The organism is Pseudarthrobacter raffinosi (assembly GCF_023913835.1).
GTDB lineage: Bacteria > Actinomycetota > Actinomycetes > Actinomycetales > Micrococcaceae > Arthrobacter > Arthrobacter raffinosi.
Genome location: NZ_JAMXBG010000017.1, coordinates 1 through 26,273, shown reverse-complemented (window position 1 = coordinate 26,273; position 26,273 = coordinate 1). Strand labels below are relative to the sequence as shown.

The following is a 26,273-nucleotide window of genomic DNA, read 5'->3' as shown; positions in this document are numbered from 1 at the left end:
AGACATCTTTATCTAAAAACAGGGGCACAGTAAGCAAGTCTTAGTCTAGATTCGGGAAATAGAGCTGGTGACCAAGAGTTTCCCGTGCACCCGTTCAAGGTTGGCCCTGTACGGCACTGGGGTTTAGCCGTCTACAATAGGTGCATAGGTACGCACATATTGATTGAGGGATCCTTATGATCGAAGTTCTGGCCGTCCGCGCCTACCGGAAGCTCTTCTCAGCCCAGATTGTTGCGTTGCTGGGGACCGGTTTGCTGACTGTGGCCCTCGGACTGCTGGCGTTCGACCTTGCAGGAGCGCAGGCCGGGGCCGTGCTCGGGACAGCGCTGACCATAAAGATGCTGGCCTACGTCTTCGTCGCGCCAGTCATGGCGGCACTGGTGGAAAAGCTGCCAAAAAAGCCGGTCCTGGTTGCAGCGGACCTGATCCGTGGCGGAATCGCCCTGATGCTGCCCGCGGTGGATCAGGCCTGGCAAATCTATGTGCTGATATTTGTCCTTCAGAGTGCCTCGGCTACGTTCACGCCGGCCTTCCAGTCCCTGATCCCCGTGGTGCTGCCCGATGAACGGCAGTACACGCGGGCCTTGTCACTCTCCCGTCTCGCGTATGACCTGGAATCCCTGGTCAGCCCGGCCCTGGCCGCAGGACTCCTGTCCGTACTTTCCTTCCACGAACTTTTTCTCGGCACCGTGGCGGGCTTTGTGTTCTCTGCGGCATTGGTGGTGACCACCAGACTGCCTGCAGCACCGGCGGCCCGTCAGGAAGGATCACTCTGGCACCGCACCACCCTCGGCGCGAGGATCTTCGCGAGAACGCCGGAACTGCGCGGCCTCCTGGCTTTGAACCTGGCCGTGGCGGCCGCTACATCCCTCGTGCTGGTCAACACGGTGGTCTATACCCGGGACCTGTTCGCAGGATCCAACGCCGACGTCGCCATTGCCCTGGCCTGTTACGGCGCCGGTTCGATGGCCGTCGCGCTCAGCGCACCCTGGGCGCTGGACCGGTTGGCCGACCGTTCGTTGATGATGTCCGGAGCTGCGCTTCTTGGCCTTGGCCTCGCCGGCACGTTTGTCCTGCTGGCGACGGCCGGTCCGTGGCTGATGCTGCTGGGGCTCTGGGCGGCACTCGGCGCCGGGAACTCGATGATCAGCACCCCTTCGGCCCGGTTACTGCGCCGCTCCGCAACGGAAAGCACGCGGGCCTACATCTTCACCGCCCAGTTCTCCCTCTCCCACGCGTGCTTCATCATCACCTACCCGGTAGCCGGCTGGATCGGCGCGTCCGCCGGCCAGCCCGCAGCCGCCGCCGTCCTGGCAGTGGTGGCTATGATCAGTACAGCAGCGGCCGTGAAATTCTGGCCGGCTGCCTCCAGGACCGGCCCAGAACCGGCCATCATGAAAGGGTGATCCGGTGGAAGAGGCCCAAGTCGTCACCACACCGAGCCTTCACCATCCCCGGCTCCCTGATGCCCGCCGACTGGATGCCGCCACGGCCACGTTCCGGATGCTCTCCGATCCCACCCGCCTGCACATTCTCTGGCTCCTGACCCAGGAACCGGCCGACGTCACCACCCTGGTGGAACGCACCGGAGCCTCCCGGACCTCAGTCAGCCAGCATCTGGCCAAGCTCCGCTTCAGCGGCCTCGTCAGCACGCAGAAGGTCAGTCGCAGGGTGGTCTACAGCATCGCGGACGGCCATCTGGCCCGACTTGTCCTGGAAGGCCTGAACCACGCCGACCACACCGTCACCGGGGAACCCAGCCACGGCTGACTGTCCTGGCGGTAAGGCGAGCGCTCGGCCGCCCGCTCCCCCGGTGCTGTGGGCGTCGGCACATTGCAAGATATACCCCATGGGGGTATTCTTTGGGTGTTGCCAGTGAAGTGGTTTGTCCAGGCCCTTGCAATTCCGGCCCTTACAGCCGTTCAACCCCAGCACCTCATCACACCTCTCTTGCAAAAGGACAGAACTGATATGAGTGCATCCCCGGTCCGGACCGAACTGCCCATCGTTGCAGCTGAAACTGCAGGGTGCAGTTGCTGCTCCACCCCTTCAGCGAAGCAGCTGTCACACCAGGCAGAAGGTACGGAGTACTCCGTCACCGGCCTGACGTGCGGTCACTGTGTCCAGACCGTTGAAAAGGCAGTCACCGCGCTCGACGGCGTGACATCAGCCGCCGTCGAACTCGTCGCCGGCGGGACCTCGCGCCTAAGCGTCTCCGGGCCCCACACGGAAACCTCCGTCCGGGACGCCGTCACCGCCGCCGGGTACAGCCTCAGCAGCAGGTAGTCCACCTCCCGCCCTGATGACAGTCCTGCTGACGCCGTCAGGGAACACTCCCCCCAACAGGAGGGCACCAATGGAAAACCACCACGATCACCACGGCGGGAAAGACCACGCCGGCCACCAGCCCCCGAGCCCCGTACCGGGCCAGGCAACGGCGGTGGCAAGCCCGCCCGTAGATCACGCCGGCCACGCCCACGAGCAGCATGGTGCTCACGACGACGACCACGCGGTCCACAGCCACGGGCAGCACGCCGGGCACAGTACCGCCATGTTCAAGAACAGGTTCTGGCTCACCCTGGTCCTGTCCGTGCCCGTGGTGTACTTCAGCCCGATGGTCGGCCACCTCCTGGGCTATGAGCCCCTGAAATTCCCCGGCTCAACGTGGATCCCGGCCGTGCTGGGAACGGTGATTTTCCTCTACGGAGGCCAGCCGTTCCTCAAAGGCGGACTGCAGGAACTGAAGACCCGGAGCCCGGGGATGATGCTGCTGATCGCCATGGCCATCACCGTCGCGTTTGCCGCGTCCTGGGTCACTAGCCTGGGCATCGGCGGGTTCGACCTGGACTTCTGGTGGGAACTGGCGCTGCTGGTCGCGATCATGCTGCTGGGCCACTGGATCGAAATGCGGGCCCTCGGTTCCGCGCAGGGCGCCCTGGACGCCCTCGCGGCCTTACTTCCGGATGAGGCCGACCGCATCACCGGCTCCGGCACGGAGACCGTGCCCGTGTCCGAACTCCGCGAAGGCGACATTGTCCTGGTCCGCTCCGGTGCCCGCATGCCGGCCGACGGAACCGTCGTCGAAGGCCAGGCCGAGTTCGACGAGTCCATGATCACCGGCGAATCCAAAACCGTGCCCCGCGCTCCAGGAGACAAAGTGGTGGCCGGGACCGTCGCCACGGATAACACCGTCCGGGTCCGCGTGACCGCCGTCGGCGAGAACACCGCGCTGGCCGGCATCCAGCGGCTGGTCGCCGAGGCGCAGGCTTCCTCGTCCAAGGCGCAGGCGCTGGCCGACCGGGCCGCGGGGTTCCTGTTTTACTTCGCCGCCGGCGCGGGCATCATTACCTTCATCGTCTGGACCCTGCTGGGCAGCGTCCCGGAGGCAGTCACCCGCACCGTGACCGTCCTGGTGATCGCCTGCCCCCATGCTCTGGGCCTTGCCATCCCGCTGGTCATCGCCATCTCCACGGAACAGGCCGCCCGCGCCGGGGTGCTGATCAAGAACCGGATGGCCCTGGAACGGATGCGGACCATCGACGTTGTCCTCTTCGATAAGACCGGTACCCTCACCACCGGCGAACCGGACCTGAAGGACATCGCCGCCGTTGCGGGCGGGGATACAGACCGCCTGCTGGCCCTGGCCGCTGCGGTGGAATCCGACAGTGAACACCCCGTAGCACGGGCCATCGTCCGTGCCGCCCGCCATCGGAACCTGACCATCCCGGATGCCACCGGTTTCTCGTCTCTCATCGGCCGGGGCGTCCGTGCCACCGTGGACGGGCGGACAGTTCACGTCGGCGGACCCGCGCTCCTGCGCGAGCTCGGCGCCGTCGAGCCTGAACCGCTGGCCCGCTCCACCCGGACGTGGATGGACCGCGGCGCCGCCGTGCTGCACGTGATCGACGGGAACAGTGTCCTGGGAGCCGTCAGCCTCGAAGACGCCGTCCGCCCGGAATCCCGGCAGGCAGTGGCGGCTCTGCAGAACCGGGGCATCAAGGTTGCCATGATCACCGGTGACGCCCGGCAGGTGGCCCTGGCCGTCGCCGAAGAGCTGCACATTGACGAAGTCTTCGCCGAAGTCCTCCCGGCGGACAAGGACAAAAAGGTCGCCGAGCTCCAGGGCCGTGGGCTGAAAGTGGCGATGGTGGGCGACGGCGTCAACGACTCCCCGGCCCTGGCCAGGGCTGAAGTCGGCATCGCGATCGGCGCCGGCACGGACGTGGCGATGGAATCGGCCGGCGTGGTGCTGGCCGGCAATGACCCCCGCGCGGTGCTGTCCATGGTGGACCTGTCGCGGGCCAGCTACCGGAAGATGTGGCAGAACCTGATCTGGGCCACCGGCTACAACGTCTTGTCCGTCCCGTTGGCCGCGGGCGTGCTGGCCTTCGCCGGGGTGGTGCTGTCCCCCGCGGCCGGCGCTGTGCTGATGTCAGTGTCCACCATCGTGGTGGCGTTGAACGCCCAGCTGCTGCGCCGCGTGAAACTGAATCCCGCGCAGGTACGTTGAACCAGCGAACCACCCGGCAAAGGTCAACCCGGTACGGTTAAACCAAAAGGCCCGCCCACACGAGCAGGAGGAACGCCATGGCAGCAACAGCACCCGGCCCCTTCATGGCGCTCCTCCGGCGTGCAGGGCTGCTGACCGGGCTGCTCGCTGTCATCGCCGGGATTTTCGGGATGCACATTATGTCCGGCGCCCACACCATGCCCACGGCGGCCTCTGCCGGCACGGACATGACCCTGACGCAGATCCAAGGCTCCCATGCTGTACATGGGGGCCACCCGGCAGCCCAGTCCTCCACTGCCGACGCTCTGGTGGCACCGCTGGATCCGGCGGCACCGGTGTCCGGGACGGCGTCGCCCTGCACGTCTCCCGGCAGCTGCCCGGCGATGGCCGCCGGGGACGCTGCCTGCGTCCTGTCCCCGGCGAACACTTCCCTGTCGGCACCGCTGCCCGGCAGCACGCCGTTCCCGGCCTTCAACGTCACCGGTGCCGCCGTGGCCACTACCACCTATGCCTATCTACCGGGCAGTCCTTCCCCCGGCGACCTCTGCATCAGCCGGACGTAAAACTGCCCTGCGCCGCGTCCTGTCCGGCGCACCCTGCGCAGCCACTGACGCTGCCCAGCCACCCCGCATACGCCGGGGCCGGCCAACCCGGCCCCACCACCGCACGCATCCGCAACGGCGCCTGACGCCGGCTGACTTCGAAGGACCCTGATTTTGATGAAAAAGACCCTGACCATTTCCGCCCTCACCATCGCTACGGCGATTGCCCTGGCCGGCTGCTCCACCGGTTCCGCCGGTTCCGACGGAGGCAGCGTGCCGGGCATGAACCACGGCAGCTCCGGAATGTCCTCCAGCTCTGTCCCGGCAGCTGCCGACTTCAACGCAGCCGACGCCGTGTTCGCCCAGACGATGATCCCGCACCACGCCCAGGCCGTGGAAATGTCGGACCTGATGCTGAAGAAGGAAGGCATCCCGGCGACGGTGAGCGCCCTGGCCACCAGAATCAAAGCCGCCCAGGGGCCCGAAATCGAGAAAATGACGAGCTGGCTTAAGAGCTGGAACCAGTCCACGGAAGTGCCGTCTGCGATGGCTGGCGGGCACAGCATGTCCGGCATGATGGGCGAGGAGGACATGACCGCCCTCGGTGCGGCCCAGGGCACCGAGGCGTCCAGGCTGTTCCTGACCCAGATGATCGCCCACCACGAAGGCGCTGTCATGATGGCCAAGACCGAAAGCGCCGAAGGAAAGAACCCCGAAGCGGTCCAGCTGGCCAAAGACATCGTGACGGCCCAGGAAACCGAAATCCAGGAAATGAAGGACCTGCTGGCCACCCTGTAGCCAGCACCCCCAGGCACCGGCCCGGCCACGGGCCGGTGCCTGACCACCCATACTTTTCGTTCCGCCACCTGGAGAATCCCATGCCCGCGCGCACATTCAACCGTTACCGTCCCGCTTCGGCCGCCGCCGCGGCGACCGCATTTCTGCTCACTGTTGCCGCCTGCACACCCGCTTCGTCGCCGGCCGCGAGCACCGCTGCCCCGACCAACTCCGCGTCCGGCCTGCCCAGCAGCCACATACACGGCCTCACCGTGAACCGCGAAACGGACCAGGTTCTCCTGGCCACCCACGATGGTCTCTACGACGTCACCGCACATCCCGCCACCAAAATCGGCAGCACCAACGACCTGATGGGCTTCACCGCAGGCCCTGGCCAAGGCCTGTTTTACGCCTCGGGCCACCCTGGGCCGGGCTCAGACCTGCCTAACCCACTGGGCCTGATCCAATCCACCGACGGCGGCAAGACCTGGGAGCAGCTCTCCCGCCAAGGCGAATCGGACTTCCACGCACTCACCTCGGCCAAGTCCGGCATCGTGGCCTTTGACGGGACCCTGCGCACGAGCCCTGACGGGAAGACCTGGTCCGTTCAGGCCGCCGGCTTCAGCCCGGCGGCCCTGGCCGCGGACCCATTCAGTGACACGGTCCTGGCGACCACCCGCGACGGGGTGCAGCGCTCCACCGACGGCGGCAAGACCTGGGCCCTCACCCCGGCCGCCCCGGTGATCCAGTTCGTGACCTTCGCCAGCCCCACCGAAGCCATAGGCGTGGAACCGGACGGTTCCGTACATTATTCGGCTGACGGCGGGGCCACCTGGTCCCGGACGGGGCGGATCGAAGGGGAGGTCCAGGCGATAGCGGCGGTGGAGGGTTCAGGCGCGAACCCTTGGGTCTGGGCCGCCACCTCTGCCGGACTGGTCGTATCCACGGACGGCGGGGCCACCTTCCGCGCCTCGGACGCCGTCTGACCCGGTCACGGGAAGGCAGCAGGAAGGGCCTGTCCGCGGAGTGCGGGCAGGCCCTGCCTCTTGCCGTTCATTGCCATCTTCAAGCCCAGCACGGCACTGGGGTAAGCCTTGCTGGGGCCCGAAGAGCGGGGAAATGCGCGCTTAGCGCAGGACGCCGCAGGCGGCGGGGTCAGTGGCCTCTGCCGGGAGGTTCGGGTCAAGCTCACTGGCACCTTCAGGATCGCTGAAGTTGTAGGTTCCGTTGGCGTCGTAGTCCTGCCCGTGAATCACCAGGACGCCCTCGCCTTCGCGGACGGAGTCAGCGATCTGCTTGGCGGTACCGAGCCCGCCGGCACCGGGGTAGCCGGTCCCGGCTACATCAGTAAATTCGATGTTGTCCCGGCTGTAGTCATAGCTGCCGTCCTGGGAGACGGGGAACCGGGAAACGTCCAGGAAACTGGCGGGGGTGGTGTCACCGGTGGTGTTGAGCGAGACCACAACCGGGCCGTAGGCCGGAACACCCTCGACAGTATTCAGCCGTCCGTCACCGTTGCTGTCCAGCGCCAGCGTGGGGCACTCGTTCAGGGCCTGGTTGCCGTAATGGATGTGCTGGGCGTGCGGGGCATCGGGCGTCAACCCGGTGGCGTGGACCTCGATGTGCTGGATCTTCTGGTTGCGGACAACAGCAGTGGCTGTGCCCGCAGCCCCGGAGCCGTTAAGCTCCGTGAGGGTGGCTCTCAGCGTGACTGTTTTCTCCGCGGACTTTGGGCTCTGGGCCATTACCGGCATGGCACCCAGCGACGCAGCCGCCAGCAGTGCCACACCGGCACCACCAAAAACCAACTTTGTATTCCGTTTCACGATTCACTCCTTGGTCAGCGCCAACAGGGGAATCCCTGTAGTCAAGTGTGATTCGTACCACCATGCCTACAAGGATGGGTCTTCGCTCGAAATATCACGACGGCGGCATCCGGGTGCTGGGGGCGTCGGCACCCGCACGTGTTAAGTTGAAAGGTACGACGGGCCGCACCGGTCCGGCGCATCGGCTGGAAAGAGAAGTTCCGTGGAATCCCCCTCATCTGCCCCCGCACCCGTGAGGATCCTGACGGTCTGCACCGGCAACATCTGCCGTTCTCCCGTGGCCGAACGGCTGTTGCAGGCCGGGCTGGACCAGGTGATGCCGGGCGGATTTGAGGTCACCAGCGCCGGAACCCGGGCCATGGTGGGCGATCCGATGCAGCCGCTGTCCGGCGACATCGTGCGCACCTTCGGCGGGAACCCGGACGGTTTCGTCTCGCGGCAGCTGACCAGCAAGATCCTGCGCGGTGTGGACCTGGTCCTCACCATGACCTCGGGCCACCGCGGCGAAGTGCTCCAGCTGGACGCCTCCCTGCTCAAGCGCACCTTCACCATCCGCGAGTTTGCCCGCATGCTCGACGTCCTGGACGAGCGTGCGGACAGTGCCGCAAACGTTCCGGTAGCGGACGACGGCGGTAGTCCCCTCAGTGCCAACACCGCCTTCTGGCGGGGGCTGCCCGCGCGCGCTGCGTCCGTCCGGCACCTGTCACTGCCCGCGGATTCTTCCGAAAACGACATCATCGACCCCTACCGGCGCAGCCCCGAGATCTACCACCAGATGGAGGACGAACTGGCTCCGGCCATTGTTTCCATTCTGCGGCACGCGCGCCTGAACACTCTCGCCTAAACGCTCCCGGGCAAGCCGGCGTTAGCGAGGGGCAGGCGCCGCCTCAGGAGTAACCCCTGCAACCAAGGGGAAGAGCACACCTGCCAGAAACAGCAGGCTGGCCAGGAATGGGATGAAAGAGCAGCCCCTGGACCGTATTCAGCCGCTTGCCCATTCGCTTGTAACGCTCGTACTGCTTCTCCCAGGCCGCCCGGCTGGTGACAAGCAGAACCGGCTTCGTATTTTCCATCAGATCCCCCACAGATATCCCGTTCCTGACCAAGAGCCTAGTCCGCCCCGCACTGCGGGGCTTTCCACTGAACCCGGCGAGCCGCCGTCGTACGTTACAGCATGGAAACGACACGCTCCGCGTTGTAGCCGTAACCGGGTCCGAGGGCGGACACTAAGTCATGGCGAGCACCCCAAGCGGTCCTGATCCGATCGGCCCCGGCAATTCCGGCCCCGAGCCTGCTGCGCCTGCCGCACTGAAACGGCGCCGAATGATCGCGGCGGCGCTGTCGCTGCTACTGGTTGCGGTCGTCGCCGTGTCCGCCCTGCTGTTCACCAAGCCTGCCGCGGAAGTTGCGGCCCCGGTGCCCACCATCACTGACACCGCCACCCCCACTCCTTCGGAGACGACACCGCCACCGCCCCCAGCACCGGCCCCTCCCCCGCCGCCCGAACCCATCGCGGAACTCCCCGCCACGCCCATGAACATCCTGGTGATCGGCAGCGACAGCCGCGCGAACGCCCGGGAGCAGGCAGCCCACACCGCAGCCACGGGCGAATCGCAGGACCACCGCGCCGACACGCTCATGCTGGTTCATGTCCCGGCCGACCGCCGCAGTGTGCACGTGGTCTCCCTCATGCGCGACCTGTACGTAAGCATCCCCGACTACGGGTTCTCCAAGATCAACGACAGCCTGCAAGTGGGCGGCATACCGCTCGCGACCCGCACGGTGGAGTCCCTGATGGGGACCCACATCGACCACACCCTCATGCTGGACTTCCACGGTTTCAAGACGCTCACCGACGGGCTGGGCGGAATTGACGTGAACGTCACCGTGCCGTTCCAGTCCACTCACGAAACGCAGCACGTTTTCACACCGGGGGTGAACCACCTCGACGGCCAGGCGGCACTGGAATTCGTCCGCGAGCGCTACGCCTTCGTCGACGGCGACTTCCAGCGGGTCAGGAACCAGCAGACGTTCCTCCGCGCCATCCTCGCCCGGCTCACCAGCGACGGCGCCCTGCACGACGTGACCGCGGTGCGGGCCCTGGTGAATTTCGCATCCGGCTACCTCACAGTGGACCAGGGCTTTGATCCTGTGGGCGTCGCGATCCTGGCCTACGGCATGCGCGGCATCGACCCCAACGCCGTGGTGAGCCTGACCCTGCCGACTGCCGGGGTGGGCACAGCACCAGGAGGGGCGTCGGTCGTATTCCCGGACTACGGCGGGATCGCCCAGGTGGCGGCTGCCATGCGCGAAGGCCGGCTGCCCGAGTACGCGGGCGGGTAGTACGCCGGGCAACACGGTCCGGGTACTGGCGGGCACCAAGTGAAACGGCCCTTGGCTGTGCCAGGGGCCGTTTCATCGGTGACTTAACTCCGGGTGGGATCCGGGCGCAGCGGTGCGGGCCCCGGATCCGGGACGGGCAGCGGTCCGGGAGGTTCCGGCGTCGGGCTGGGCCTGTCCGGTCCCGGGTGGCCGGGATGGGTGGGCCCCGGATTGAAGGGGTCCGGGCCTGGTTCCGGCGGGAACGGCTCTGGTTCGTGCACTGGCGGGATGGTCATGGAACTTCCCCTCTCACGCTGGGCGGGTACGCCTTTGCGTGATCAGGATACGCCTGCCCCGCCATCAACGCTCTCTCACATCCTGCAGAAATTTCCCGAACCCTCTCTCACTCCGGCTGTGAGTGCGTTCTAGTCCGACCTGCTTCTAGGCCGGACGGCGCAGTCGGACCGGGCGGGAAACCGGCGCCTTGGCTGCTTGGTCGGCTTCCTGCATCCGCGGGACGGCAAACGTCACCACCAGGCGCGCGTCGGCGTCGTTGTCGGTGGACCTGATGGTCAGGCTCCTAGTGCCGGGCGGCACGGACGGGGTGAAGACCTGCAGGTTCCGGGAGCCCACGCTGGCGGAGTCCCGGAATGTGTATTGCGTGCCCCAATGGTCTTCGATGGCAATTTCCGGGATGGCTCTCCCGGCAGCGGACTCCACGTGGATGTTGACCACAAGGCAACTGCTCCAGACTTCGACGGAGAGCACCGTGAACTCGGCGCCCCGTGCCAGGTGCAAGCCGTACGTGGGCGGCAGGAGCATCTTCCGGAGGGTGCCTTTCGGTATTAGGTTTCGCATCATCGCCCCCAATATTACTAAGAGTGCTTACAATTAGCCCGCGATTATTACGCCCTGTCAAGGTCCCTGCTCCGCGTTCTGCGGCAACCCGCACCAGCATGGCCAGGGACGCATAAAAGTGGCCCCCGGCCAGGCCGGGGACCACCGTATCGGAAGGGTCGCCCGCAGACTGCCGATGCGCTATCTGGCGCTGTGGCGTGCCGAAACGGCTAACCGCCCTAAGAGGCAGATGAAAAAGAACGCGTCCGGATCCTCCCGGTAATGCCGTTCTAGCACCCGGCGAAGGGCGATTCAAGGGGTTCCGGCCGGTAACTTAGCGGCCCGTCCGGCCCGGCTGCAGGAGGGCGCTACCCCGGTAGCGAACGGCGGCCATTTTGTCCGCCCGGCTCTATATATTGAAGGCATGACCCAGACTCCGCTGCAGGATTCCGCCACTTCGTCCGCCGCCTCCTCCCCCGCGCCCCCAGTGGCCAAGAAGGTCCCGCACGAGCGGACGCACCACGGCGACACTTTCGTGGACAACTACGAGTGGCTGCGCGAGAAGGAATCTGCCGAAGTGGTTGAGCACCTGAAGGCCGAGAACGCCTACCAGGAGGCCATCACCGCCCACCAGGAGCCGTTGCGCGAGGCCATCTTCCAGGAAATCAAGGGCCGCACGCAGGAGACAGACCTGTCTGTCCCAAACCGCAAGGATGGCTGGTGGTACTTCAGCCGCTCGGTTGAGGGCAAGGAGTACGGCATCCAGTGCCGCGTCCGCGCCCAGGACACCGGCAACCCCGTTGCCGACTGGACTCCCCCCGCAGTGGAGGCCGGCGTCGAAATCCCCGGCGAGGAAGTGCTGCTGGACGGCAACATCGAGGCCGAAGGCAAGCCGTTCTTCTCGGTGGGCGGATCGGCCGTCACGGTGGACGGGAACCTCTACGCCTACGCCGTGGACAACGCCGGCGACGAACGTTTCACCCTCCACATCAAGGACCTCCGCACCGGGGAACTCCTCCCGGACGTCATCGAGAACATCTTCTACGGCGTCAGCTTCTCTCCCGACGGCACGCGCATTTTCTACACCGTGGTGGACGATTCGTGGCGCCCGTACCAGGTCAAGTCCCACGTCCTGGGCACGCCGGTCTCCGACGATGAGGTGATTTATCAGGAGGACGACGTCGCCATGTGGTTGGGCTTTGAGCTCTCCTCTGACAGGCGCCACCTCGTGCTGGGCATCGGCTGCTCCGAGTACAGCGAGACCCGCCTGCTGCGTTTCGATGACCCGACGGCGGCCCTCACCACCGTGATTTCGCGGGACGAGCGCGTCCTCTACGAGGCTGAGCCGTTCCTGCTCACCGGTCCTGACGGCGAAAAATCAGAACGCATTCTGCTCACCCACAACCGCGGTGCCATCAACTCCATGGTCTCCCTGGTGGACCCCGCCGAGCTCGCCAAGCCGTTGGCCGAGCAGCACTGGAGTACCGTCGTCGAGCATTCCGACGACGTCCGCGTCAACGGTGCCGGCGTCACCTCCACGCATCTGATTGTGTCAGTCCGCAAAGACACCATCGAACGCGTCCAGGTGATGGGACTGGCCGGCCTCGGTACGCCCGCTCAGGAAGCTCCGGTGGAACCGGCGTTCGACGAGGAGCTGTACACGGCCGGCGTCGGCGGTTCGGACTACGAGGCACCGGTCATCCGGCTGGGCTACACGTCGTACTTCACGCCGTCGCGCGTCTACGATTTTGTGCTGCCCACCCCGGCGCAGCCCGCCGGCGAACTGCTGCTCCGCAAGGAAAGCCCGGTGCTGGGTGGCTACGACGGCAGCGACTACGTGGCCACCCGCGAATGGGCCGACGCCGCGGACGGCACGCGGGTCCCCCTTTCTGTTCTGCGGCACAGGAGCGTCAAACAGGATTCGACGGCGGCGGGCCTGGTCTACGGGTACGGCTCCTACGAGCTGAGCATGGACCCCGGTTTCGGCATCGCGCGGCTGTCGCTGTTGGACCGCGGCGTGGTGTTTGTGATCGCGCACATCCGTGGTGGCGGCGAGCTGGGCCGGCACTGGTATGAGGACGGCAAGAAGCTCGCCAAGAAGAACACCTTCACCGACTTTGTGGACGCCACCGACTGGCTGGCCAAGTCCGGGTGGGTGGATCCGTCCCGGGTTGCGGCGCTGGGCGGCTCGGCAGGCGGGCTGCTGATGGGCGCGGTGGCCAACCTGGCACCGGAAAAGTACGCCGCGGTGGTGGCGCAGGTGCCGTTCGTGGATGCCCTCACCACCATCCTGGACCCGGAGCTTCCGCTGTCCGCCCTGGAGTGGGAGGAATGGGGAAACCCCATCACGGACCCCGCGGTGTACGCCTACATGAAGTCTTATTCGCCGTACGAGAATGTGCATTCAGTTGCGTACCCCAAGGTGGCTGCGGTGACCTCGTTCAACGACACGCGGGTGCTCTACGTGGAGCCGGCCAAATGGGTCCAGGAGCTGCGGAACAAGACCACCGGCGCGGAGCCGGTGGTGATGAAGATCGAAATGGACGGCGGCCACGGCGGCGCGTCCGGGCGCTATGTCCAATGGCGCGAGCGTGCGTGGGACTACGCGTTCATCGCCGACTCCCTCGGCGCCAAGGACCTTCTGCCCGGGGCCGGCCTCAAATAACCCCCTCGGACCCCTGGATTTCAAGGCTCGATCACCGGGCCGAATCCGGTGGTTGAGCTTGTCGAAACCCGGATCTCGCGGCTCAGCCGTCATCCCTGCCGTATTCGGGGTGCTCGGCCAGCAGTTCGGCCAGTGTCTCGAGGTTGGCACGGACGGTCCGGGCCTGGGCTTGTTCCACGAACCGGTCGGCCAGTTTGCCGAACACCCCGCCCAGGCCAGATGCCGCATCGATCCGGAAGCTCAGGCGGGTCCCGTCACCTTCAGGTTCCAAGACATTGGTGACAGTGAATTCCAGCTTTCCTTCCACCGAGCGGGACACAAAGCGAGTTGGAGGCTGGAATTCGATGACCTCCGTTGTCCAGTCGAATTTCCTGCCCACCACCTTGCTTGCGCCCTTAACCCGGGTTCCGACTGCAACGGGCTCGGTCCCGACCGTTTCGGCATGGACGGCCGAGGAGTCCCAGACGGGGATGTTTTCGCCCTTTGACAGGAAATTGAAGACTTCCTGTGGAGGGCGGGCAATGTAGACAGTTTCTTCCACGGTGGGCATCGGATTCTCCTTGGACACGCCTGTTGCCAGCCCGGCTTGGCCGACAGCTAGGCACAGGAAAAGTCTGTCCCCGGCGCCTGAGGCCGTCAATGGCCTGAGATAACCCATCGATTGCTCCGTAACCGCCGTTTTCAGGGGTCAAAAGGGCCGTTACGGAGCAACCGGTCAGATCTCGACAGGCTCGATCACCGCGTGCGTCGATCACCGGCGCCGCGCGCGCCATTCGTCCTCGAGGATCGCGTACATCAGCTCAGTGGCCCACTGGCCCTTGTAATGCCACTTGTCCACCAGCCGGGCCTCCAACCGCATGCCCAGCCGTTCGCATAGAGCGGCGGAGGCGGTGTTCAGGGCGTCGAGCTTTGCCTCGATCCGGTGCATCCCCAGTTCCTCGAACCCCAGCTTCAGCACCGCATCCGCGGCCTCGGCCCCGTAGCCCTTGCCCCGCGCGGCCGGCGCCAGGCTCCATCCGACTTCGCCCTGCCCGCTGCCCGGCAGCCACTTCAGCACAACCTCGCCGAGGAGTCCCGGGCCGTCCACGGCCTCGAGGGCCAGGCATATCCAGTCACCCTCCTTCTCGAAGACGAAGTTGGCGTACTTGCCCACGGACTCCATACACTTGGTGTAGCTCTTGGCCTCCCCCGGCAGGAAGCGGGCCGTCTCGGGCAGCGAATGGTAGGCATGGAAGGCATCCAGGTCCGCACCTTCGAACCGGCGCAGGATCAAACGCTCGGTGCGGATGGGCAAAGTGATCTCAGGCATGGAATGAGGCTACGCCATGCCCCATCGGTTGCTCCGTAACCGCCGTTTTCAGCGCCCACAAGGGCCGCTAGGGAGCAATCGATGAAACGACGACGACTGTCACTCCGACGGGGATTCTGCACTCTTCGCGTCGCAGCGCGGGAACCTGCCGGGCGCCGCTGGTGGAAGCTATGCCCGCCTGATCTGGCGTCAGCCTTGACCGCATTGCCTTCAGGAAATTTCCAAACTCCCCGCTCTGACCCATGTCGTCCATTCTCCGTCGTCGCGCCGCTGCTTTCTATAACGAAGGTAGGTCTGGCAGTCCTAGGAAAAGCAGGGCGGGGCAACCCTGCTGACAGGTATCCACAAAGTGCGTAGCGTCGTGCCCATACCCCTCACGAAAGCCGTTTCCGGGCTGGGATCGTTCGGCTAGTTGCCATCTACACCAGGCCGCATGGGCCATCGAACCCCAGCCGCCGACCCTGACCGGGAGTCGAGCGGGGTTGTCCCGTTGTGCTGGGACTTAGCGCTTTGGCGGCGGGCCAGATCGGTCCCGCCGAGTAACACCATCTGAAGGAGCATACCCATGAGAATTGCAGTGACCGGCGGAAGCGGAAAACTCGGACGGCACGTGGTCCGCAGGCTGACCGACGACGGCCACCAGGTGCTGAACCTGGACCGGGCCGGGGAAAGGAGCCCCGGGCTGGCCATCGTGGACCTGCGCAACTATGGCCAGGTCCTTGACGTGTTCCTGGGTCTCGACGACCGGCATGACGGCTTCGACGCAATCGTCCATCTGGGAGCCATTCCCGCACCGGGCATGAGTNTCCCTACATCCCGGTGGATGAGGAATACCCGGCCCGGCCGGAGAGCACGTACTCACTCGTGAAGCACCTCGAGGAGCAGATGGCGATCCAGCTGACGCGCTGGGATCCGGAGCTGAGCATTGCGGGCCTGCGGTTCTCCAACGTCATGGATCCTGAGGACTACGAACGGTTCCCGTCGTTCGATTCGGACGCCTGTGCGCGGAAGTGGAACCTCTGGGGCTACATCGACGGGCGCGACGGCGCGCAGGCTGTGGCGCGTGCGCTGGAAAACGGCCAGCCCGGGTTCCAGGCTTTCATCATCGCGAACGCGGACACTGTCATGACGCGTTCCAGCGCCAGCCTCGCCGCGGAGGTGTTCCCCAACGTCACCGTGACCAAGGAACTGGGCGAACACGAGACCATGCTGTCGATCGACAAAGCCCGGCGCCTGTTGGGCTACGAGCCTGAACACACGTGGCGGACCTACCACTCCAACAAGACCACCCCCACCGAAAACTGACCCCCGAGGAGCACCATGCAATACCGAACCCTGGGCCACAGCGGCGCCGTGGTTTCCGCTTATGCGCTGGGAACCATGACCTTCGGTGCCGAAGCCACCGAAGACGCATCCCATGCCATCCTGGACAGCTACTTCGACGCCGGCGGCAACTTCATCGACACCGCGGACGTTTACAGCGCCGGAGCCTCGGAAGAGATCATCGGCCGCTGGCTGGCCCAGCGGCCGGAAGCCAAGGACCGCGTGGTGCTCGCCACCAAGGGCCGCTTTCCGATGGGAACGGCCCCAAACGACGTCGGCACCTCCCGCCGCCGCCTGACCCGAGCGTTGGACAGTTCCCTCCGCCGACTGGGCGTGGAACAGATCGACCTTTACCAGCTGCACGCGTGGGACCCCATCACTCCGCTGGAGGAGACGCTCCGGTTTCTGGACGACGCCGTCAGCAGCGGCAAGATCGCCTACTACGGTTTCTCCAATTTCCTCGGCTGGCAGCTGACCAAGGCGGTCCACGTTGCCCGGGAGAACGGCTGGAACCCTCCGGTGACCCTGCAGCCCCAGTACAGCCTGTTGGTACGCGAGATCGAAGCGGAGATCGTCCCGGCAGCCATGGACGCCGGGATCGGCCTGCTGCCGTGGTCCCCGTTGGGCGGCGGCTGGCTATCGGGCAAGTACAAACGGGACCAGCCTCCTTCAGGTGCCACGCGGCTTGGCGAGAACCCCGAACGCGGCATGGAGGCCTGGAAGGCTCGCAATGACAATCCCCGCACCTGGGCCGTTATCGCGGCCGTAGAAGACATCGCCGCTGCCCACGACGTGAGCCACTCCCAGGTGGCGCTGGCATGGCTGGCCGACCGGCCGGCGGTCACGTCCGTGATCCTGGGTGCCCGGACCACGGAGCAGCTCGTGGACAACCTTGCCGCGGCAGACCTGCAGCTCACCCCGGACGAAACCGACCAGCTAACGCAGGCCAGTCAGCCTCAAATCGGGGTCTATCCGTACGGTCCGATGGCCCAGGAGCAGCGCAGCCGCAAGATCGAAGGGGGACGGTAGCGCCGGGCATCCGGCAAGACCTCGAAGCCGTTTCACCGTCGATTGCTCCGTAACCGCCGTTTTCAGGGCCCAAAAGGGCCGCTACGGAGCAACCGATGAGAGGACGACGGCTGCAGTTGCCTCCGCGATGGCCAGTTCCTCGTCGGTGGGCACCACCAACACCGGGATGACGGACGCAGCCGTGGAAATCACCCGCGGTTCCTTGGACCGCTCACTGTTCAGGCCGGCGTCGAGCTCTATGCCCAGCGCATGCAGCCTGTCAGTCACCAGCGCGCGGAACTGGTGGGAGTTTTCGCCGATCCCCGCCGTGAACACGAGCGCCTTGGCGCCGCCGACGGCCACATGATATCCGCCGATGTACTTGGCCAGCCGGTAGGACGTGACCGCGAGCGCCATCGTAGCCTTGGCGTCGCCGGCCTCTGACGCCTCCACCACCGAGCGCATGTCGTTGTTCCCGGCGAGCCCCTTCAGCCCCGATTCGCGGTTGAGCATGGCGTCGATGTCCTCCGGCGTCCACCCGAACCGGCCGAGAAAGACCAGGATGGACGGATCGAGGTCGCCTGAGCGGGTGCCCATCACCAGGCCCTCCAGCGGGGTGAAGCCCATGGACGTGTCCACCGAATGACCGCGGCGGATGGCCGTGACGGAGGCGCCGTTCCCCAGGTGGGCGATCACGCCGTCGAACTCGTCCACGGGCACGTCCAGCAGCGCGGCGGCCCGGTGCGTGACGTACTCGTGCGACGTGCCGTGGAAGCCGTAGCGGCGGATGCCGTGGTTCGTGTAGAGCTCGTCCGGAACGGCGTAGCGCCAGGCGTGCTCGGGCAGGGTGCGGTGGAAAGCGGTGTCGAACACGGCCACCTGCGGCAGGTCCGGCCACTTCCTGCTGATGGCGCGGATGCCCAGGACGTTGGCGGGGTTGTGCAGCGGCGCCAGCGGATTGAGGCGCTCGATGGCACGGGTGATCTCGTTGTCGATCAGCACGGGCTCGGCGAACCGCTCGCCGCCGTGCACCACGCGGTGGCCCACCGCAGCAAGTTCAAGATCGCCAAGTTCCGCATGGATCGCGGCATCTACCTGTTCCAGCGCCTCCGCATGGTCCCGGGGGCCCTCGATTTCGCCGTCGCCATCACCGCCGTTGCCCATGCCGATCTTCTCGATCAGCCCTTCGGTCAGCACAATGCCGGCGGCCACGTCCCGGACCTGGTACTTGAGCGAGGACGAACCGGAATTGATAACGAGCACAAGCATAGGGCCTCCTGAAGCCTCGGTGCCGCGGGGTACAGCTGACGAGGGGTGTGCCGGAGCCTGGCGCAGCGCTCCATGCGAGACCCACTCTATAAGTTGCCGCGTCAGCCGCCGGCGATATCCCGCAGGGTCTGCAGGTGCCCGTCCCAGGCTTTCCGCCCTGCAGCGGTCACGCTCGCCGAAGTCCGCGGCATCTTTCCCGCGAAGCCCTTCCGGATCTTTGCGTACCCGGCCTTTTCCAGCACCGCCAGCTGCTTGCTGAGCACGGAATCGCTGACCTGGATGGCGTCCCGCAGGTCCTTGAAGTCCAGCGACTCCGCGCCTGCCAGCGCCGCCATGACGGAGAAACGGACCGGCTGGTGGATAAGGTCGTCGAGCCGGTAGCGGGGATGCTCCGCTGCGGTGCTCATGCGCGCAGTTCGCGGAAGGCTGCGGCCAGGCCAACGCCGGCAAGCACGACGGCGGCGCTCACGTAGAACCAGATGTTTCCGTCGCGGAAGAGGCTGACTCCGACCCCCAGCGCGACGCCGTAAAGAGTGAAGTAGGCGATCAGTGAGGTCAGGAACCGCCGGGTGTACCCGGCTTTTGTGGACGTCTGGAACATCGGCCAAATGCTCGCTGTTGGCGAACTTGTTTTTGCGAACCATTCTCATTAGAGTAATCGGCATGCATATCACTGTGATCAGCTCCCTGGACGCCCTGTGCCGCCAGCAAGCCTGCCAAGACGCGGCCGCGGCCAATCCCGGCGCCGTGGTGGTTCTGCACGACCTGTTGGAGAACGGCGTGGTCATCCGCAGGATCTCCAGCCAGTCCGGGCTTGTGGAGCGCGCCGAGACGCAGCTGGAACACGGCTGCCTGAGCTGCACCGTGCGGCTGGACCTCGTGCCCACCATCGAGCGGCTGCTGGAACGCGGGGAGACCCAGGCCATCATCGGGCTCCCTCCGGCCGTGTCCGCGGAGGCCGCGATCGGAGCCCTGCGGCGTGGCCTTTCCCTCCCGGTAACGATTGCTTCCGCTGTCCTTGCCTGCGCCCCTGACACGCTGGAGGACCACATTTGGGACCATCACACCCTGTTTGAGTCCGGGTTCACGCCGGTCCCGGAGGACCAGCGCACTGCTGGTGAATTCCTCATCGGCGAGCTGTCGTTCAATGACACCGTCCTGCTGGCGGAGGTGGACCTGTTTCCGGCCGACCCCGACTTGCGTGTTCGCGGCGTGCAACTGGTCAGGGAACTGGCCCCTCACGCTGACGTGGCGGAAAACGCCCGCCTCATCCGCCCAGGCCGCCACAACTACCACGACGCGCTGAGCCGGACGGTCCCCGGTTCGGTGCGGATCCCGGCGTCGTCCTCCATCTCACCGTTCACCACTGTCACGCACCGGGCCCAGCGTCCGCTGCACCCTGAGCGGTTCCGGCACGCCCTGGCGTCCCTCGCGGAGGGCTGCTGCTGGTTGCGGGGCCGCCTGTGGATCGCCGCCGCACCGCAGTGCCGGATCGCCATCCAGGGCATCGGGCCGCGTGTGTGGCTCGAAAATACCGGACCGTGGTTGGCAGACCAGGAGGCCGGTGCGGCGCCCGATCCCCTCAACCATGTGGACGCCCACCTGGACTGGCATCCGGAACACGGGGACCGCGGAAGCGTGCTGGCCGCGACCGGAGAGGACATGGACCCGGCGGAAATTGCGCAGCTGCTCTCCGCCTGCGAACTCACCGACGCGGAAATGGAGGCCGGGTTCGCCGGTCTGACCGACCCGTTCCAGCTCGACCCCGCTCCGTCCTGACGGCCCCGGCCGCACACTGCACCTACCCGCAACCGTCAAAACCGCTATTAATACATACAAGGAGCAAGCCCATGAAAGTCCGAAATTCCCTCCGCGCCCTGAAGAAGGTTCCCGGCGCCCAGATCGTCCGACGCCGGGGCCGCACCTTTGTGATCAACAAGAAGAATCCTCGGATGAAGGCCCGTCAGGGCTGAGGCTGCAGACCGGCTCACCCCGCGCCTGCCGTTGCGTCAGCCGCGGCAGGCGCCTAGAGTCGGCGGACACGTTGCACTACGCAGAGAGGGACTTTCATGCCGAACGACACCACTCAGCCCGACAACACCGAGCCCGGGACCGCAGAACCCGCCCCCGGCGCCAAGGACCCTACCGGCGTCGAGGGTTCCAACCCGGCCCTGGACGATACCGGAAGCCCCAAAGCCGAAGAGGTGGGCGAGGCCGCTGAGCCGCCCGAAGATCTGCAAAACCTGGACCTCACGCCCCTAGGACTCTCCGATGAGCCGGCCAAGGAGGAAGACCCGGACAGCATGGCCAAGCCGGAAAACAGCTAAGCCAGCGAGCCGGTATGGGCGACGGCGGCACCCAACCCGGTGCCGCCGTCGGACGTTTGAGCCTGTAAAGCTCCTAACCTCAACGCGGGGTCACTCGCCGTTACTACGAGGCCGGCACCTGCGCCTGGATGGCCGTGATGGCCACCGTGTTCACGATGTCCTCCACGGTGCAGCCGCGCGAGAGGTCGTTGACCGGCTTGCGCAGGCCCTGCAGGACGGGCCCGACGGCGACCGCGCCCGAGCTCTGCTGCACCGCCTTGTACGTGTTGTTGCCGGTGTTCAGGTCGGGGAAGATGAACACCGTCGCCTGCCCTGCCACCGACGAGCCCGGCATTTTGGAGGCCGCGATGGAGGCGTCCACGGCGGCGTCGTACTGGATGGGGCCTTCGACGGCGAGATCCGGGCGGCGTTCACGCACCAGTTCGGTGGCCTGCCGGACTTCGTCCACGGCCTCGCCGGAACCCGAGCCGCCGGTGGAGTAGGACAGCATGGCCACGCGCGGCTCCACCCCGAACTGCGCGGCGGTTTCGGCCGAGGCGAGGGCGATGTCCGCGAGCTGCTCCACGTTGGGATCGGGGTTCACGGCGCAGTCGCCATAGACCAGCACCCGGTCCGGCATAAGCATCAGGAACACCGAGGACACGATCTTCACGCCGTCGCGCGTTTTGACGAACTCGAGCGCCGGGCGGATGGTGTGCGCGGTGGTGTGCGCGGCGCCGGACACCATGCCGTCCACCACTCCGAGCTGGACCATCATGGTGCCGAAGTAGCTGCCGTCCTGCATGATTTCCAGGGCCTTGGGCAGGTCCACGCCCTTGTGGGCGCGAAGTTCGGCGTACTTCTCCGCGAACCCCTGCCGCAGTTCCGAGGTGGCCGGGTCCACGATGTTGATCCCGGCGAGGTCGACGCCGTTGGCCGCTGCCAGCTCCCGGACCTGCGAATCCGGTCCCAGCAGGGTGAGATCGCAAACGTCGCGGCGGTGCAGGATTTCGGCGGCCAGCAGGATCCGGACGTCCGTACCCTCCGGCAGCACCACGTGCCGGCGCTGCCCCCTGGCCCGTTCGATGAGGTCGTGCAGGAACCGCAGCGGGGTCATCCGTTCCAGGCGCGGCAGGTGGAGGCGTTCCACAAGTTCGGCCTCGTCCACCCGTTTGGACCACAGGCCCAGGGCGGAAGCCACCTTGCGGCGGTGCCCGGACCAGATCTCGCTGCGGACCTCGGAGACCCGCTTGGCGGTGGTGTAGGTGTCCTGGCTGGCGGCAAACACGGGGAACGGCGCCTGCGCCAGGAGCGGGTAGATGTTGGCGTCCGGGGCCAGCCCACCGGTCAGGATCAGCGCCGACGGCACGGGGAATTCCGGCGAGAACGACGACGCCAGGCAGGCCACCATCACGTCCGCGCGGTCGCCGGGAACGATCACCAGGGCACCCTCGTCCAGCACGTTCAGGAAGTTGCCCACATTCATGGCCGCCACCTTGATGTCACGGACGTCGCGTTCCATGTCCGCAAGGCCGGCGATCTGCCGCACACCCAGCGCCGCAGCAACCTCGCCGGTGGTGGGCCGGGCGATCTCCTCCAGCTCCGGCAGGACATACACCGGCCGGTTGGATGCGCCGGGCTTCACGGCGGCCGCGATCTCCTCCACTAAGTCCGGGTCCGCGCGGTTCACCATGATGGCCAGCAGCGTGCACTTTTCCGCCACCAGTTCCTTGCGGGCAACCTCGACGGCGGCCGCTGCCTCGGCAACGCTGAGCCCCTTTGCGCCCACCACGGCAACAACGGGCGCGGCCAGGTTGTTGGCCAGCCGGGCGTTGAGGTCAAACTCGACGGCGGCGTCCTGGCCGGTGAGGTCCGTCCCCTCCACGATCACCACGTCGCAATGCCTGGCAATCTCGGCGAAGATCTCCACGCAGCGCGCATCGATATCCGCTCGTTTTCCGTCTGCCAGGAGGGCACGCACTTCGGTGGACGTCAGGCCCCCACGGCAACGGTCGTCGTCGAGCGCGAAGCGTGATTTCATCAGCGCCACCATGGGGTCGTCGGCGGCGTCCGGGCCGTGGACCACCGGTTTAAAGAAGCCGATCCGGTCCGCGTGCCGGTGGAGCGTGTCCGCGAGGCCCAGGGCCACGAGCGATTTGCCCGACCCCGGGGTGGTCGCGCTGACGTAGATGCCTTTGGCCATGGTCCGCCCTTTGCTGTGCGTGGTGCCGGTCCCTCCATCCTTGCACTTCCGTGCCGGGGGTCCCACCGATCAGGGGTACCCACAGACCGATCTGCCCTTGACACCGGACCCGCATCTGGGATTACCTAATGAACATTCGGTAAATAAAGCTGGAGGCAATGACGCATGGCTGAAGCAGCACTCTCCGGGGCCACCCACCCCATCCTGGAAAACGACTACGCCTCCGAATGGATGGGCATCGAAGTCCTCGCCGTCAGCGACGGGCACGCCACCATCCGCATGACGCTCCGGCAGGAAATGCTCAACGGGTTCGGTATGGCCCACGGCGGAATGATCTTCGCCTTCGCCGATTCCGCGTTCGCCCTTGCCTGCAATCCGGTCAATCCCACCCCCGAAGAGGCCGACAGCATCACAGTTGCCGCCGGCGTCGACATCAATTTCCTGAAGCCCGCCTACCGCGGCCAGGTGATCACCGCCGTCGCGGACCGCCGATCCAGCTCAGGGCGCAGCGGGCTGTACGACATCCAGATTTTCGCGGCCGATGCCGATACGCAGCCCGGTGCGCAGGCCGATTCGTTACCCAGCTCCGGCAACCCTGGGGAACTCATCGCCGAGTTCCGCGGACGCAGCCGCACCATTCCCAAGAAGTAGGAAACCATGACCCTCCACGCCCCCGAAACCCCCATGCCGCAGTCCACGTCCCAGGGCACAGATCCCATTCTGGACCGCGAGGAAACCATCTCCCGCGACGAGCTCGAGGCCCTCCAGCTCACCCGCCTGCAGCACACCGTGGCCTACGCCTACGACCGCGTGCCGCTCTACAAACGCAAATTCGACGACGCCGGCATCCACCCCACCGACCTGCGCGAACTCAGCGACCTCGGCAACTTCCCCTTCACCACCAAGGAAGACCTGCGCGCCGAGTACCCATTCGGCATGTTCGCGGTGCCGCAGAGCGAAGTAGCCCGCGTGCACGCAAGTTCGGGCACCACAGGCCGGCCCACCGTCGTCGGGTACACCAAGCAGGACCTGGCCGACTGGGCCAAACTGGTGGCGCGCTGCCTCCGCGCGTCAGGCGTCCGGCCCGGCATGAAGGTCCACAACGCCTACGGTTACGGCCTGTTCACCGGCGGCCTGGGCGCGCACGCCGGCGCTGAAGCACTGGGCTGCACCGTCATCCCGATGTCCGGCGGGCAGACCGAACGCCAGATCCAGCTCATCCAGGACTTCCAGCCAGACGCCATCCTGGCCACGCCCACGTACCTGCTCACCATCGCCGACGCCATGGCCCACATGGGCATCGACCCGACGTCGACCTCGCTCAAGTACGCAGTCCTGGGCGCCGAACCGTGGACGCAGGAGATGCGGCACGAACTCGAAGTCACCATGAACATCAAGGCCTGCGACATCTACGGCCTGTCCGAAGTGATGGGCCCGGGCGTCGCCGGCGAGGCCGTGGAAACCCAGGACGGCAGCCACATCTGGGAGGACCACTTCCGCCCCGAAATCATCGACGCCTTCAACCCTGTCGTGGGCAAGGAAAACGTCCTGCGCGACGGCGAACACGGCGAGCTCGTTTTCACCTCGCTCACCAAGGAAGCGTTGCCGATCATCCGCTACCGCACCAAGGACCTCACCCGCCTCCTGCCCGGCACCGCCCGCCCCGCACACCGCCGGATGGGCCGCATCACCGGCCGCAGCGACGACATGATCATCCTCCGCGGCGTGAACCTGTTCCCGTCCCAGATCGAGGAAATTGCGCTGCGCATCCCCGAGCTCAGCCCGCACTTCCAGCTCGAACTCACCCGCCCCGAAGGCCAGCGGATGGACCAGCTGACGGTCAAGATCGAGCGCCGGGACGCGGTGACAGTTGAGCAGAGTACGACGGCGGCGCGCACCCTGCAGGAGCAGATCAAGATCCACGTCGGTTCTTCGTGCGCCGTTGACGTGGTGGAGCCGGGTTCACTGGAGCGGTCAAACGGCAAGCTGCGCCGGATCTACGACCTGCGCCCCAAGGCATAGCGCGAACGGACACTTGAGGCCCGGGCTGCGCCGCTACAGGGATTACCGAACGTTCGTGGGAAAATAGCCGGTATGCCCACTACAGCAGTCCCCAGCAAGCGCGGCCGTCCCGGTTACGACCAGCAGTCGGTGCTGCTCATCGCCGTCGACGTCTTCAACCGGCACGGCTATGACGCCACGTCCATGGGCATCCTGGCCGAGAACCTGGGCATCTCGAAATCGGCCATCTACCACCACGTGCCGTCCAAGGGAGACCTCCTGAGGCTCGCCCTGGACCATGCGCTCGGTGGCCTGGAATCAATCCTCGAACAGCCCGGGGCGCAAAGCGGCGCCGCGGACGCACGGCTGGAATTTGTCCTGCGTCAGACCGTGGCCGTCCTGGTGGAGCGGCTGCCGTTTGTCACGCTGCTCCTACGGTTGCGGGGCAACACTGACATTGAGCGCGACGCCCTGGAACGCCGTCGCGCGTTTGATCACGAGGTGGCCGCCCTGATTTCCGCAGCCCGCGACGAAGGCTCGCTGCGCCAGGACATCGATCCGCGCACCGTCACGCGCCTGCTGTTCGGCACCATCAACTCAATCGTGGAATGGTACAAACCGGGCGGCTCCCTCACGCCGGAAAAACTGGCCGACGACGTCATCACCATCGCGTTCGACGGGCTCCACGCGCAGCACTAGGGAATGCTGCGGCCTGCTGAGTGCGACCTGCTGAGGCGGTCAGAGCTGGTATTCGGCCTGCATGCCCAACGTCTCGTGAACGCAGAGGATGTTGTGCTCCGTGTCCATGAACCAGGCGCATTTCTCGGAGTCCGTGGTGCAGATGTGGTTCTCGGTCTTCAGGTTGGGCAGGTCGTAATCCTGGAAACGGACGCCCCTGGCCTCCATGTCCTGCACGATCCGCTCAATGTTTCGCACCTCAAAACTAAGGGCGGTGTGCTCGGAGTGCTTCCCGTCCGAGACCGGCAACAACTGCAGCATCGGGCCGCCGTCGCTACCGAGTAATTCGCTTCCATTGTCTGTCATTCCGCGGTGCGGGAGGCCCAGTTTTTCGGTGTAGAAACTGCGGGCGCGCGCTGCGTCATCGACGGGCAGGATGGTTGTGGCTGTGTTCAGGGCTAGGTTCATTTGGCCACCTCCTACGGTGCAAATTTTACGCCACGGCAACCCGGAAAGATCCAAACGCTCTCTCACATAATGCGGGAAAACCCCCGACGCTCTCTCACCAGTGCGAGAGCGTCGCCGGAAACCGTACATTAAGCCTGTATGCCCCTTGCGGGGCGCCCGTTCCGGGCTGAAAATGTGCCTGTGGTCGCCTGTTGTCGACGCCGTAGTCACTATGGTTCTTTCAGTCCGT

At 65.9% G+C, this 26,273-nt stretch carries 26 protein-coding genes and 1 pseudogene; 18 read left to right on the top strand and 9 right to left on the bottom strand.

All coding sequences use genetic code 11. From position 1 onward, the window contains the following. Positions 1–176 precede the first annotated feature (176 nt). The 7 genes from NG697_RS15675 to NG697_RS15645 all read left to right on the top strand — a co-directional run bounded on the left by NG697_RS15675 (position 177) and on the right by NG697_RS15645 (position 6,815). Positions 177–1,406, top strand: coding sequence for an MFS transporter (locus tag NG697_RS15675; protein WP_252599935.1), 1,230 nt, complete (start codon positions 177–179; stop codon positions 1,404–1,406). A 4-nt stretch (positions 1,407–1,410) separates the two neighbouring features. After that, on the top strand, positions 1,411–1,770 hold the full coding sequence (locus NG697_RS15670; protein WP_252599934.1) for an ArsR/SmtB family transcription factor: 360 nt from the start codon (positions 1,411–1,413) through the stop codon (positions 1,768–1,770). A 201-nt stretch (positions 1,771–1,971) separates the two neighbouring features. Then, on the top strand, positions 1,972–2,286 hold the full coding sequence (locus NG697_RS15665) for a heavy-metal-associated domain-containing protein (RefSeq protein WP_252614613.1): 315 nt from the start codon (positions 1,972–1,974) through the stop codon (positions 2,284–2,286). Positions 2,287–2,356: 70 nt separating this feature from the next. Continuing rightward, positions 2,357–4,510 (top strand): heavy metal translocating P-type ATPase, encoded by a 2,154-nt coding sequence (locus tag NG697_RS15660; protein ID WP_252614612.1) that lies wholly within the window; start codon positions 2,357–2,359, stop codon positions 4,508–4,510. Positions 4,511–4,587: 77 nt separating this feature from the next. After that, positions 4,588–5,073, top strand: coding sequence for a hypothetical protein (locus tag NG697_RS15655; protein ID WP_252599931.1), 486 nt, complete (start codon positions 4,588–4,590; stop codon positions 5,071–5,073). A 156-nt stretch (positions 5,074–5,229) separates the two neighbouring features. Then, on the top strand, positions 5,230–5,850 hold the full coding sequence (locus NG697_RS15650; protein WP_252610557.1) for a DUF305 domain-containing protein: 621 nt from the start codon (positions 5,230–5,232) through the stop codon (positions 5,848–5,850). Positions 5,851–5,930: 80 nt separating this feature from the next. Beyond that, positions 5,931–6,815, top strand: coding sequence for a F510_1955 family glycosylhydrolase (locus NG697_RS15645; RefSeq protein ID WP_252599929.1), 885 nt, complete (start codon positions 5,931–5,933; stop codon positions 6,813–6,815). Positions 6,816–6,956: 141 nt separating this feature from the next. Here the strand turns inward: NG697_RS15645 and NG697_RS15640 are convergent, their stop codons facing one another. Then, complete coding sequence (locus NG697_RS15640) at positions 6,957–7,655, bottom strand: hypothetical protein (protein ID WP_252614611.1); 699 nt, start codon at positions 7,653–7,655, stop codon at positions 6,957–6,959. A 202-nt stretch (positions 7,656–7,857) separates the two neighbouring features. Here NG697_RS15640 and NG697_RS15635 point away from each other — a divergent pair, with 202 nt between their 5' ends. Both NG697_RS15635 and NG697_RS15630 read left to right on the top strand, forming a co-directional pair. After that, positions 7,858–8,499 carry an arsenate reductase/protein-tyrosine-phosphatase family protein gene (locus NG697_RS15635; RefSeq protein WP_252614610.1) on the top strand — a complete coding sequence of 214 codons (642 nt, stop codon included), beginning with the start codon at positions 7,858–7,860 and terminating at the stop codon, positions 8,497–8,499. Between the two features lie 389 nt (positions 8,500–8,888). Continuing rightward, positions 8,889–9,998: an LCP family protein gene (locus tag NG697_RS15630; protein WP_252599926.1), complete on the top strand. Its 1,110-nt coding sequence runs from the start codon at positions 8,889–8,891 to the stop codon at positions 9,996–9,998. A 420-nt stretch (positions 9,999–10,418) separates the two neighbouring features. On the opposite strand, the gene NG697_RS15625 is transcribed toward NG697_RS15630, so the two are convergent. Next, positions 10,419–10,838, bottom strand: coding sequence for a hypothetical protein (locus NG697_RS15625; RefSeq protein WP_252599925.1), 420 nt, complete (start codon positions 10,836–10,838; stop codon positions 10,419–10,421). 400 nt (positions 10,839–11,238) lie between these two features. Between NG697_RS15625 and NG697_RS15620 the strand changes: the two genes are divergently transcribed. After that, on the top strand, positions 11,239–13,479 hold the full coding sequence (locus NG697_RS15620; protein ID WP_252599924.1) for a S9 family peptidase: 2,241 nt from the start codon (positions 11,239–11,241) through the stop codon (positions 13,477–13,479). An 82-nt stretch (positions 13,480–13,561) separates the two neighbouring features. Here NG697_RS15620 and NG697_RS15615 read toward each other — a convergent pair whose 3' ends face one another. Both NG697_RS15615 and NG697_RS15610 read right to left on the bottom strand, forming a co-directional pair. Further along, positions 13,562–14,029, bottom strand: coding sequence for an SRPBCC family protein (locus NG697_RS15615; protein ID WP_252599923.1), 468 nt, complete (start codon positions 14,027–14,029; stop codon positions 13,562–13,564). A gap of 201 nt (positions 14,030–14,230) precedes the next feature. Next, the gene (locus NG697_RS15610; protein WP_252614609.1) at positions 14,231–14,788 is read right to left on the bottom strand and encodes a GNAT family N-acetyltransferase; all 558 of its coding nucleotides are present in this window, start codon (positions 14,786–14,788) and stop codon (positions 14,231–14,233) included. Between the two features lie 565 nt (positions 14,789–15,353). On the opposite strand from NG697_RS15610, the pseudogene NG697_RS15600 reads away from it, so the two are divergent. Further along, positions 15,354–16,093: pseudogene (locus tag NG697_RS15600) on the top strand (NAD-dependent epimerase/dehydratase family protein). Between the two features lie 15 nt (positions 16,094–16,108). Next, the gene (locus tag NG697_RS15595) at positions 16,109–17,140 is read left to right on the top strand and encodes an aldo/keto reductase (RefSeq protein WP_252614608.1); all 1,032 of its coding nucleotides are present in this window, start codon (positions 16,109–16,111) and stop codon (positions 17,138–17,140) included. An 81-nt stretch (positions 17,141–17,221) separates the two neighbouring features. Here the strand turns inward: NG697_RS15595 and NG697_RS15590 are convergent, their stop codons facing one another. From NG697_RS15590 to NG697_RS15580, 3 genes are all read right to left on the bottom strand, one after another. Then, positions 17,222–18,388: an acetate kinase gene (locus NG697_RS15590; protein ID WP_252610567.1), complete on the bottom strand. Its 1,167-nt coding sequence runs from the start codon at positions 18,386–18,388 to the stop codon at positions 17,222–17,224. A gap of 101 nt (positions 18,389–18,489) precedes the next feature. Next, positions 18,490–18,795 (bottom strand): winged helix-turn-helix domain-containing protein, encoded by a 306-nt coding sequence (locus tag NG697_RS15585; protein WP_252614607.1) that lies wholly within the window; start codon positions 18,793–18,795, stop codon positions 18,490–18,492. Continuing rightward, on the bottom strand, positions 18,792–18,989 hold the full coding sequence (locus NG697_RS15580; protein ID WP_252610571.1) for a hypothetical protein: 198 nt from the start codon (positions 18,987–18,989) through the stop codon (positions 18,792–18,794). Before NG697_RS15580 ends, NG697_RS15585 begins: the two co-directional genes overlap by 4 nt. Positions 18,990–19,051: 62 nt before the next feature. Here NG697_RS15580 and NG697_RS15575 point away from each other — a divergent pair, with 62 nt between their 5' ends. The 3 genes from NG697_RS15575 (at position 19,052) to NG697_RS15565 (ending at position 20,715) form a co-directional block, all read left to right on the top strand. Beyond that, positions 19,052–20,167, top strand: coding sequence for a GTP-binding protein (locus NG697_RS15575; RefSeq protein ID WP_252614606.1), 1,116 nt, complete (start codon positions 19,052–19,054; stop codon positions 20,165–20,167). 71 nt (positions 20,168–20,238) lie between these two features. Continuing rightward, positions 20,239–20,361: a type B 50S ribosomal protein L36 gene (ykgO, locus tag NG697_RS15570; RefSeq protein ID WP_058931424.1), complete on the top strand. Its 123-nt coding sequence runs from the start codon at positions 20,239–20,241 to the stop codon at positions 20,359–20,361. A 96-nt stretch (positions 20,362–20,457) separates the two neighbouring features. Further along, positions 20,458–20,715, top strand: coding sequence for a hypothetical protein (locus NG697_RS15565; protein WP_252614605.1), 258 nt, complete (start codon positions 20,458–20,460; stop codon positions 20,713–20,715). A gap of 103 nt (positions 20,716–20,818) precedes the next feature. Here the strand turns inward: NG697_RS15565 and pta are convergent, their stop codons facing one another. After that, the gene (gene pta / locus NG697_RS15560; RefSeq protein WP_252614604.1) at positions 20,819–22,897 is read right to left on the bottom strand and encodes a phosphate acetyltransferase; all 2,079 of its coding nucleotides are present in this window, start codon (positions 22,895–22,897) and stop codon (positions 20,819–20,821) included. A 165-nt stretch (positions 22,898–23,062) separates the two neighbouring features. Between pta and NG697_RS15555 the strand changes: the two genes are divergently transcribed. The 3 genes from NG697_RS15555 (at position 23,063) to NG697_RS15545 (ending at position 25,597) form a co-directional block, all read left to right on the top strand. Next, positions 23,063–23,548, top strand: a complete 486-nt coding sequence (locus NG697_RS15555; RefSeq protein WP_252610576.1) for a hotdog fold thioesterase — start codon at positions 23,063–23,065, stop codon at positions 23,546–23,548. 6 nt (positions 23,549–23,554) lie between these two features. Beyond that, a complete protein-coding gene (paaK, locus tag NG697_RS15550; RefSeq protein ID WP_252614603.1) occupies positions 23,555–24,919 on the top strand; it encodes a phenylacetate--CoA ligase PaaK in 1,365 nt (454 codons plus the stop codon). Positions 24,920–24,991: 72 nt separating this feature from the next. Continuing rightward, complete coding sequence (locus NG697_RS15545; protein WP_248758956.1) at positions 24,992–25,597, top strand: TetR/AcrR family transcriptional regulator; 606 nt, start codon at positions 24,992–24,994, stop codon at positions 25,595–25,597. A gap of 39 nt (positions 25,598–25,636) precedes the next feature. Here the strand turns inward: NG697_RS15545 and NG697_RS15540 are convergent, their stop codons facing one another. Beyond that, positions 25,637–26,044, bottom strand: coding sequence for a VOC family protein (locus NG697_RS15540; protein ID WP_248758955.1), 408 nt, complete (start codon positions 26,042–26,044; stop codon positions 25,637–25,639). Positions 26,045–26,273 lie beyond the last annotated feature (229 nt).

Excerpts from the sequence above, each read along its gene's own strand:
- NG697_RS15675 (WP_252599935.1), top strand. The coding sequence starts at position 177 with ATGATCGAAGTTCTGGCCGTCCGCGCCTACCGGAAGCTCTTCTCAGCC.
- NG697_RS15665 (WP_252614613.1), top strand. The coding sequence starts at position 1,972 with ATGAGTGCATCCCCGGTCCGGACCGAACTGCCCATCGTTGCAGCTGAA.
- NG697_RS15660 (WP_252614612.1), top strand. The coding sequence starts at position 2,357 with ATGGAAAACCACCACGATCACCACGGCGGGAAAGACCACGCCGGCCAC.
- NG697_RS15655 (WP_252599931.1), top strand. The coding sequence starts at position 4,588 with ATGGCAGCAACAGCACCCGGCCCCTTCATGGCGCTCCTCCGGCGTGCA.
- NG697_RS15650 (WP_252610557.1), top strand. The coding sequence starts at position 5,230 with ATGAAAAAGACCCTGACCATTTCCGCCCTCACCATCGCTACGGCGATT.
- NG697_RS15645 (WP_252599929.1), top strand. The coding sequence starts at position 5,931 with ATGCCCGCGCGCACATTCAACCGTTACCGTCCCGCTTCGGCCGCCGCC.
- NG697_RS15630 (WP_252599926.1), top strand. The coding sequence starts at position 8,889 with ATGGCGAGCACCCCAAGCGGTCCTGATCCGATCGGCCCCGGCAATTCC.
- NG697_RS15625 (WP_252599925.1), bottom strand. The coding sequence starts at position 10,838 with ATGATGCGAAACCTAATACCGAAAGGCACCCTCCGGAAGATGCTCCTG.
- NG697_RS15620 (WP_252599924.1), top strand. The coding sequence starts at position 11,239 with ATGACCCAGACTCCGCTGCAGGATTCCGCCACTTCGTCCGCCGCCTCC.
- NG697_RS15615 (WP_252599923.1), bottom strand. The coding sequence starts at position 14,029 with ATGCCCACCGTGGAAGAAACTGTCTACATTGCCCGCCCTCCACAGGAA.
- NG697_RS15610 (WP_252614609.1), bottom strand. The coding sequence starts at position 14,788 with ATGCCTGAGATCACTTTGCCCATCCGCACCGAGCGTTTGATCCTGCGC.
- NG697_RS15595 (WP_252614608.1), top strand. The coding sequence starts at position 16,109 with ATGCAATACCGAACCCTGGGCCACAGCGGCGCCGTGGTTTCCGCTTAT.
- NG697_RS15590 (WP_252610567.1), bottom strand. The coding sequence starts at position 18,388 with ATGCTTGTGCTCGTTATCAATTCCGGTTCGTCCTCGCTCAAGTACCAG.
- NG697_RS15585 (WP_252614607.1), bottom strand. The coding sequence starts at position 18,795 with ATGAGCACCGCAGCGGAGCATCCCCGCTACCGGCTCGACGACCTTATC.
- NG697_RS15580 (WP_252610571.1), bottom strand. The coding sequence starts at position 18,989 with ATGTTCCAGACGTCCACAAAAGCCGGGTACACCCGGCGGTTCCTGACC.
- NG697_RS15575 (WP_252614606.1), top strand. The coding sequence starts at position 19,052 with ATGCATATCACTGTGATCAGCTCCCTGGACGCCCTGTGCCGCCAGCAA.
- ykgO (WP_058931424.1), top strand. The coding sequence starts at position 20,239 with ATGAAAGTCCGAAATTCCCTCCGCGCCCTGAAGAAGGTTCCCGGCGCC.
- NG697_RS15565 (WP_252614605.1), top strand. The coding sequence starts at position 20,458 with ATGCCGAACGACACCACTCAGCCCGACAACACCGAGCCCGGGACCGCA.
- pta (WP_252614604.1), bottom strand. The coding sequence starts at position 22,897 with ATGGCCAAAGGCATCTACGTCAGCGCGACCACCCCGGGGTCGGGCAAA.
- NG697_RS15555 (WP_252610576.1), top strand. The coding sequence starts at position 23,063 with ATGGCTGAAGCAGCACTCTCCGGGGCCACCCACCCCATCCTGGAAAAC.
- paaK (WP_252614603.1), top strand. The coding sequence starts at position 23,555 with ATGACCCTCCACGCCCCCGAAACCCCCATGCCGCAGTCCACGTCCCAG.
- NG697_RS15545 (WP_248758956.1), top strand. The coding sequence starts at position 24,992 with ATGCCCACTACAGCAGTCCCCAGCAAGCGCGGCCGTCCCGGTTACGAC.
- NG697_RS15540 (WP_248758955.1), bottom strand. The coding sequence starts at position 26,044 with ATGAACCTAGCCCTGAACACAGCCACAACCATCCTGCCCGTCGATGAC.